The organism is Caulobacter sp. B11 (genome assembly GCF_002737765.1).
In the GTDB taxonomy this organism is placed as follows: domain Bacteria; phylum Pseudomonadota; class Alphaproteobacteria; order Caulobacterales; family Caulobacteraceae; genus Caulobacter.
The window spans coordinates 1-6,765 of sequence record NZ_PEGG01000328.1; the positions used below are offsets into that span (position 1 = coordinate 1).

Below are 6,765 nucleotides of genomic sequence, written 5' to 3' on the forward strand. Positions count from 1 at the left end.
GCGGCCAACTTCGTCCTGGCCAACTTTCCCTCCGCACCCGGAAAGACCGCCCGCGAGGCCGAGGCCTTCCTGGCTTCGCGCGGCTATCTGGTGCGGGCCGTGGCCAATTACGGCCTGCCTGACGCCATCCGCATCACCATCGGCCTGGAGGCGCACAACCGCGCCGTCGTCGACCTGCTGGCTGAGTTCATGGGCCGATGACCCATCCCGGCGTGCTCTATCCGAAGATGACCGTGATCGGCTGCGGCCTGATCGGCGGCTCGATCATCCGCGCCGCCCGCGCCCAAAGCATCGTCGGCGAGGTGACCGTGGCCGACGCCAGCGCCTTCACGCGGGCCCGGGTCGCCGAGCTCGGCCTGGCAGAGCATGTCACCGAGGACATCGCCGAGGCCGTCAAGGACGCCGACCTGGTGGTGATCGCCACGCCGGTGCTGTCGACCGCCGAGGTCGCCGCCGCCGTGGCGCCGGCCCTGAAGGCCGGGGCCACCCTGACCGATGTCGGCTCGACCAAGGCCTCGGTGGTCGAGGCCTTCGCCGCTCAGTCCCTGGACCATGTGTTCGTCATTCCAGGCCACCCGATCGCCGGCACCGAGCAATCGGGTCCCGACGCCGGCTTCGCCGAGCTGTTCGAGGACCGCTGGACCATCCTGACGCCACAGCGCCGCGACGACGAGGCCTATGCCGCCGCCGTCGCCCGGCTGTCGTCGTTCTGGCGGGCCATGGGGGCCCAGGTCGAGCTGATGGACGACAAGCACCATGACCTGGTCCTGGCCGTCACCAGCCACCTACCCCACCTAATCGCCTACACCATCGTCGGCAGCGCCGCCGATCTGGAGAACGTCACCGAGAGCGAGGTGATCAAGTTCTCGGCCTCGGGCTTCCGCGACTTCACCCGCATCGCCGCCAGCGACCCGACCATGTGGCGCGACATCTTCATCGCCAACAAGGACGCGGTGCTGGAGATGCTGGGCCGCTTCACTGAGGACCTGCAGGCGATGAGCCGCGCCATCCGCTGGGGCGACGCCGACACCCTGCACAGCCACTTCACCCGCACTCGCGCCATCCGACGCGGCATCGTGGCCGCCGGCCAGGAAAGCGCCGAACCGAACTTCGGCCGCGATCGCGGGAAGCACTGAGCGGTGAAGAAGCTCGTCTTGATCACAGCCGTCTTTGCACTTGGCGCGATCTTGCTCGCATTGGCCTTCGGCGGGAAGATCGGCTTGGACCTTGCGGTTCAACCCGCATCGATCAACGAGATCGCGCCGACCCTAGTTCATACTCAGAGTATCCACATAGGGCCGGAGGGCTCCTTAATGATCGGCGACGTCCACACCCGTCCCAAAACCTTGAACCGCGACCTGGAAGCGGCCTTCCGGAGACGCCGGGCGTCACCCGACAAGGCGCTTCAGCCGGTGGTGGTTTGGGCCACGCCTGACACGCCGCGATGGCGAGTCGATGAAGTTCGGAAAACGCTCGCGACCGGGGGCTGGACGAGGGTTTCGCTCTCCCTTTCAGCAAGCCGATCAACTGTTTCAGAACACAGAATCAGATAGCCCGGATCAGCCGATAGGGATCATCGGCCAAACGCTCAAAGCCCAGATGCTGGTAGAACAGCGCTGCGGCCTCATCGAGCGCATCCACAACCATAACGTGCCCGACGACCTCGCTTCGCGCCGCGCGCAACAGAGCGTCGACGACCAGCGCACCGCCCAAGCCTCGCCCCTGGTGGCTGACATCGATCGCCAAGCGGCCCAGCAGGATGGCCGGAACAACCGGATAGCGCGGCAACTTCCGGGCGCGTTCCGGCGACAACTGGTCAAGGATCAGAGAGGTCGCCGACAGGGTGTAGAATCCGGCGACCTTCGCATCCGTCGTCGCGACCGCCACGAAACACGCCGCGATGCGACGGCGAACATCCTGTGTGACCTGCTGCTGAAAATAGCGATCCAGACTCGGCGCGTCGCTGACGAAGGTCGACCGGTCATGGCCGGCCAAGAGTTCGATCGCATAGTCGCTCATTCGACGGCGCGAATAAGCTTCCGGTGGGCCGCGAAAGCCCGTTGAAACGCCGGCGACGCGGCCGGTGGGCGGCTGAGCAGATCGACGACCTGCTCCTGATCGGCAAGGGACAGCCGGATCATCTGGGTTTCCCGGATCGTCTGCTCAGCGGCGGCCTGGGCGGCGGCGGTGACGAAGTCACTGACGCTACGGCCCTGGATCTCGGCGGCTCGCTTGACCGCAGCCAGGGCGTCGGGCGTGATCCGGGCCTCGATGCGAGATGTACGGGCCGACGGCGGCATGGGGCGAACTCCTCATGAAAATGTACGGTGAAAATCTGGACATTTCAAGGAGCACATCCCAGGCGGGCTCCCCCAATTCGATGGGGGAGCCGCATCCTCAGGTAATACGCTTGGCGCTGGGGGGATCGCTGGCGGGGAAGCTTTCTTCCAGGCTTTCGTCGATCAGGGCTTCCTGACGATCCTCGGCCTTGTCCACATGATCGGCCAGTTGGTCGACCTTTTCACCTTCCGGCGGCGGCTCGACCGCCCGGCTGGTGGCGGTGGCTTCGGTCTGGAAGGCTTCCTTGACGTCGGTTTCGGACACGCGGTCCTCGGGATGTCCGGGCTGGCCCAAGTCCTGGGCCTGCGAGAAATCGCCCAGAACGCCGGGTTGCGAGCCGTCTTGCGGCGCGGTGGGATGAGTCATGGTGATGTCCTCCAAGAGACCTATCAAACGCCGGGAGGGGATCGGACGTTCCCTCGTTCAGGCGGCCGCCTCAACCGTCGCCGGCGACAGGGCCCGGGACAGGTCGGCCAGCAGGTCGGGCGCATCCTCCAGGCCCACCGACAACCGCACCAGCCCGTCGGCGATGCCGCAGGCCAGGCGCTCTTCGCGGCTATAGGTCGAGTGGGTCATGCTGGCGGGATGCTGGATCAGGGTCTCGGCGTCGCCCAGCGACACGGCCCGGCGGATCAGGGTCAAACGGTTCATCATCGCCACCCCGGCCGCGTAGCCGCCGACCAGTTCGAAGGCGATCATGCCGCCAAAACCCGGTATCTGGCGGCGAGCCAGGGCGTGCTGGGGAAAGCTAGCCAGGCCCGGCCAGGCCACATGGGCTACGGCGGGATGGGCCTCGAGCATGGCCGCCACCGTGGCGGCCGAGGCGCAGTGGCGATCCATGCGCAGTTGCAGGGTCTTGAGGCCGCGCAGCACCAGGAAGGCGGTGAAGGGCGACATCACCGCCCCGGTCATGTCCTTGACCCCGACCAGCCGCACCCGGGCCATGTCCTCGGCCCCGCCCACCGCCAGCCCGCCGATCAGGTCGCCATGGCCGCCCAGATATTTGGTCGCCGAATGGACGACGATGTCGGCCCCAGGGTGATCGGGCGCGTCAGCATCGGTGTGGCGTAGGTATTGTCGACCACCACCCGGGCGCCGGCCGCGTGGGCGATGGCGCTGATCGCGGCGATATCGACCAGCCGCATGTTGGGATTGGCCGGGGTCTCGAAATAGACCACCGGGTGCGCGCCGAGATCGCCGCCGTCAGAGCCGCCGGATCGGTCAGATCAACCGCCGTCACGGTGATCCCGAACCGCGCCAGGTCGCGCAGATAGGCATAGGTGCAGCCATAGAGGGTCTGGTCGGTGATCACCTCGTCGCCGGCCGACAGGAAGCTCCACATCACCGCCGTGATCGCCCCCATGCCCGAGGCGGTGGCGACCCCGGCCTCCGCGCTTTCCAGAGTGGCGATCCGCTGTTCCAGCAGGTCGGTCGTCGGGTTGGAGATCCGCGAATAGAAGTGCCCGGGCCGCGTGCCGGCGAACATCTCGCCGCCCGCCTCGGCGGTGTCGAAGGCGAAGGTGGAGGTCAGGTGCAGCGGCGGGGTCAGGGCCCCGTGCTCATCGGCCGGCTCATAGCCGAAATGGATGGCCCGCGTGGCGAAACCCGCCCCTTGATCGACTGACATTGACGCTCTCCCGCACGTTTCTAACGTGAGAATGCAGCGCTCTTGCCCGCAGCATCTTGCAAACTCGAGCTTCAAGAGCCTCTATCGTGGCAGAATCTGCCAAGGACGCGCCATGGACCTCAAGGACCGCCAGATCATCCGTGAACTGCAGAAGGATGGCCGCATCACCAACCAGGAGCTGGCTGAACGGGTCAACCTGTCGCCCTCGCCCTGTCTGCGCCGCCTGCGCCTGCTGGAGGAGGCCGGGGTGATCCGGGGCTACACCGCCCTGGTCGACCAGAAGGCTTATGGCCTGCCGATCACCGTTTTCCTGCGCATCCGCCTGGATCGCCATGGCGAGCCGGTGATCAAGGTGTTCGAACAGGCCATAGGCCGCATCGACGAGGTGCTGGACTGCTTCCTGCTGGCCGGCGGCGACGACTATCTGCTGCGGGTGATCGTCGCCAGCCTCGAGGCCTATGAGGACTTCATGCGCCGCAAGATCCACGCCATCCCGGGCATCGCCTCGATCGACACCAGCTTCGCCTATGGGGTGGTCAAGCAGACGCGGGTGTTCCCGGTGTGAGCGCGCGCCGGCATCGCGGGGCGAGGCCGGTCGACTCCAGAGAACATTGATATATGATTGTCGCCGTCATCGTCATCCGTCCCGGGGGGGAATCGTGACCGCCGTTCTGTCCAATGACATGCCGTCTGCGCCAAGGCCTGGCTTCAAGCCGCGCCATGCCTGGGATCGCTGGTTCTTTCCGATCCTGATCGCCGTCTTCTGGCTAGGGATCGTGATGGGCTTCGGCGGCGACATGATGCACCGGGCCCAGCTGGGCCAGCTGTCCTTCCCCCTGATCATCCACGTTCATGCGGTGGCCTATGTCGGATGGATGGTGCTGCTGACCACGCAGTTGACCCTGATCCGCCGGGGCAAGATCGCCCTGCACCGCAGGTTGGGCCTGGCCAGCCTGGGCCTGGTGGTGGTGATGTTGATCCTCGGCCCCATGGCGGCCTTCACCACTCAGGTGGCGCGCTTCGGCCAGCCGGCCAGCGATCCGGCCTTTCTGGCGATCCAGCTGGGAGGACTGGTCAGCTTCAGCGGCCTGATCGTCGCGGCGATCCTTAACAGGGCCAACAGTCCGCTGCACAAGCGCCTGGTGCTGCTGGCCACCTTGACCCTGGTCGACGCCGGCTTCGCCCGCTGGGTAGGGCCGATCTGGGGCCCGGTGCTGGGACCGGCGCTGCATTCGCCGTTCTGGACCTCCTACCTGATCTATTACGGCGTGACGGCGGGCCTGATGCTGGTCATTGGACTCTATGACCTGGTCACCCGCGGCCGGGTGCTGCCCGGCTATCTGCTGGGCCTGGCCTGGGCCTATGGCTGGCACTTCGCCATCGTGGCGGCCTATCTCAATCCAGCCTGGATCGCCTTCACCAAGGCCTGGGTCGCGGGAATGGCCGGGGGCTGAGGGTCGCCAGGCGCGGCGCCGCAGGCCACGCCCGCCCCGCTCGCCCGCCCTGCCCTCTGGACCCTTGCCCAAAGCGCCCGCTATCGTCGCGACTCAACCGCAAGGAGGTCGCGTTGTGGCCAAGTATTTCGACACCGTCGGCGAACTGCTGCTGATCTATCTGGGCGTGCTGCTGGTCGGGGCCGGGGCCTATGCAGCGCTCGAGCACAAGGCCTATTTGGACGCCTTCTGGTGGGCCTGCGTCACGGCCACCACGGTGGGCTACGGCGACGTCTATCCCGCCACGTTGGGCGGCAAGGTCGTGGCGATCGTGCTGATGCACGTCACCCTGCTGATGGTGCTGCCCATGCTGATCGGCACGATCTGCTCGCGTTTCGTCAGGGATCAGAACGAGTTCAGCCACCAGGAGCAGGAAGACCTCAAGGCCCGCTCTGCGTCGCCTGGAGGCCCAAGCTGGACGCGCTTGAACCGCGTTAGAGCCCTTTAGCAAAGCCGCCATAAACGTTTTGATTCTAGCGCTTATTTTTCCCATTTTCATGGCTCCATGAAAACGGGACAGGCTCTAGCCTGCCCCCAGACAGACCCGCCGCAGATTGGCCAGGACCTTGGGAATGTCCTTGCGCATGCCTTCACGGATCAGGGCCTTGGGAATCGGCAGGTCCACGCCAAGACGGTTCTCGTAGAACACCCGCGTGGCGGTCCCGCCCTTCAGGGCTTGCAGCCGCCATTCGCCCTGTTCGACCTTGAGGTCGCCCTCGACCAGCCGGAAGCGGATGCGGCTGAAGGGTTCGTAGTCCGAGCGGAACACGATGCGCAGGCCGGGCAGGAACAGGCTCTTGCGGGTGACATGCTCGCGCCACGTCCCAGCCGCGCCCCTGGTCGCCCGAGACGATCTTGCAGCTGGCCAGGTTGGTGATCATCTTGCCCGCCGTGGCGCAGTCGGTCATCAACCTTCCAGACTAGGGCCGGCGGGGCGGCGATGTCGATCACGCCTTGACGCGACCGGAGATGCCGTCGGGATCGGGCGTGACTTCGGCCCAGGCTTCGCCGCGCGACAAGGCGGCCTGGGCCTTGGTGTTGAGTTCGAAGGCCCAGGCTTCCGCTCGCCAACGGCCATCGCCGCCAAAGCCGGCCGCCAGACCTGTCCACCGATAAGCCATGCGCATGCTCCGCCGGACGCCATCCTGCATCCGTGGTCAGCTACGGGCCCGGCCGCCTGTCGGATGCGGGCAAGGCGCTCAGGCGCGGGCCAACTTCGCTGCAAGCAGGCTGAATGGAAGGGGGCCCTGGTCGAGGACCAGGCTGTGAAAGCGCTTCAGATCCAGGCCGCGGCGTCGGCGACCT

At 66.4% G+C, this 6,765-nt stretch carries 10 protein-coding genes and 2 pseudogenes; 6 read left to right on the forward strand and 6 right to left on the reverse strand.

Annotation, left to right across the window (positions count from 1 at the left end; translation table 11 throughout):
* From CSW58_RS12075 to CSW58_RS13805, 3 genes and pseudogenes are all read left to right on the forward strand, one after another.
* Nucleotides 1-201: pseudogene (locus CSW58_RS12075) on the forward strand (histidinol-phosphate transaminase); the annotation flags it as partial.
* Nucleotides 198-1,136, forward strand: coding sequence for a prephenate/arogenate dehydrogenase family protein (locus tag CSW58_RS12080; protein ID WP_099447450.1), 939 nt, complete (start codon nt 198-200; stop codon nt 1,134-1,136). The pseudogene CSW58_RS12075 and the gene CSW58_RS12080, both read left to right, overlap by 4 nt.
* Nucleotides 1,137-1,139: 3 nt before the next feature.
* Nucleotides 1,140-1,553: a hypothetical protein gene (locus CSW58_RS13805; protein ID WP_143755195.1), complete on the forward strand. Its 414-nt coding sequence runs from the start codon at nt 1,140-1,142 to the stop codon at nt 1,551-1,553.
* Here the strand turns inward: CSW58_RS13805 and CSW58_RS12085 are convergent.
* The 4 genes and pseudogenes from CSW58_RS12085 to CSW58_RS12100 all read right to left on the reverse strand — a co-directional run bounded on the left by CSW58_RS12085 (nt 1,546) and on the right by CSW58_RS12100 (nt 3,967).
* Entirely contained in the window at nt 1,546-2,019 is a 474-nt protein-coding gene (locus CSW58_RS12085) for a GNAT family N-acetyltransferase (protein WP_099447451.1), read from the reverse strand. The two genes, CSW58_RS13805 and CSW58_RS12085, sit on opposite strands and share 8 nt — an antisense overlap.
* A complete protein-coding gene (locus tag CSW58_RS12090; RefSeq protein ID WP_099447452.1) occupies nt 2,016-2,300 on the reverse strand; it encodes a DUF1778 domain-containing protein in 285 nt (94 codons plus the stop codon). The genes CSW58_RS12085 and CSW58_RS12090 overlap by 4 nt, the downstream gene beginning before the upstream one ends.
* 97 nt (nt 2,301-2,397) lie before the next feature.
* The gene (locus CSW58_RS12095) at nt 2,398-2,706 is read right to left on the reverse strand and encodes a hypothetical protein (RefSeq protein WP_099447455.1); all 309 of its coding nucleotides are present in this window, start codon (nt 2,704-2,706) and stop codon (nt 2,398-2,400) included.
* Nucleotides 2,707-2,763: 57 nt separating this feature from the next.
* A pseudogene (locus tag CSW58_RS12100) lies at nt 2,764-3,967 on the reverse strand (methionine gamma-lyase).
* A 112-nt stretch (nt 3,968-4,079) separates the two neighbouring features.
* Here CSW58_RS12100 and CSW58_RS12105 point away from each other — a divergent pair.
* From CSW58_RS12105 to CSW58_RS15945, 3 genes are all read left to right on the forward strand, one after another.
* The gene (locus tag CSW58_RS12105) at nt 4,080-4,532 is read left to right on the forward strand and encodes an Lrp/AsnC family transcriptional regulator (protein WP_099447453.1); all 453 of its coding nucleotides are present in this window, start codon (nt 4,080-4,082) and stop codon (nt 4,530-4,532) included.
* A 94-nt stretch (nt 4,533-4,626) separates the two neighbouring features.
* Entirely contained in the window at nt 4,627-5,421 is a 795-nt protein-coding gene (locus tag CSW58_RS14145; protein WP_161494610.1) for a hypothetical protein, read from the forward strand.
* A 115-nt stretch (nt 5,422-5,536) separates the two neighbouring features.
* Complete coding sequence (locus CSW58_RS15945; RefSeq protein WP_304441651.1) at nt 5,537-5,908, forward strand: potassium channel family protein; 372 nt, start codon at nt 5,537-5,539, stop codon at nt 5,906-5,908.
* Nucleotides 5,909-5,983: 75 nt separating this feature from the next.
* Here the strand turns inward: CSW58_RS15945 and CSW58_RS15435 are convergent, their stop codons facing one another.
* The gene (locus CSW58_RS15435) at nt 5,984-6,229 is read right to left on the reverse strand and encodes an SRPBCC family protein (protein WP_236627811.1); all 246 of its coding nucleotides are present in this window, start codon (nt 6,227-6,229) and stop codon (nt 5,984-5,986) included.
* Between the two features lie 178 nt (nt 6,230-6,407).
* Nucleotides 6,408-6,581 (reverse strand): hypothetical protein, encoded by a 174-nt coding sequence (locus CSW58_RS15440; RefSeq protein ID WP_236627812.1) that lies wholly within the window; start codon nt 6,579-6,581, stop codon nt 6,408-6,410.
* Nucleotides 6,582-6,765 lie beyond the last annotated feature (184 nt).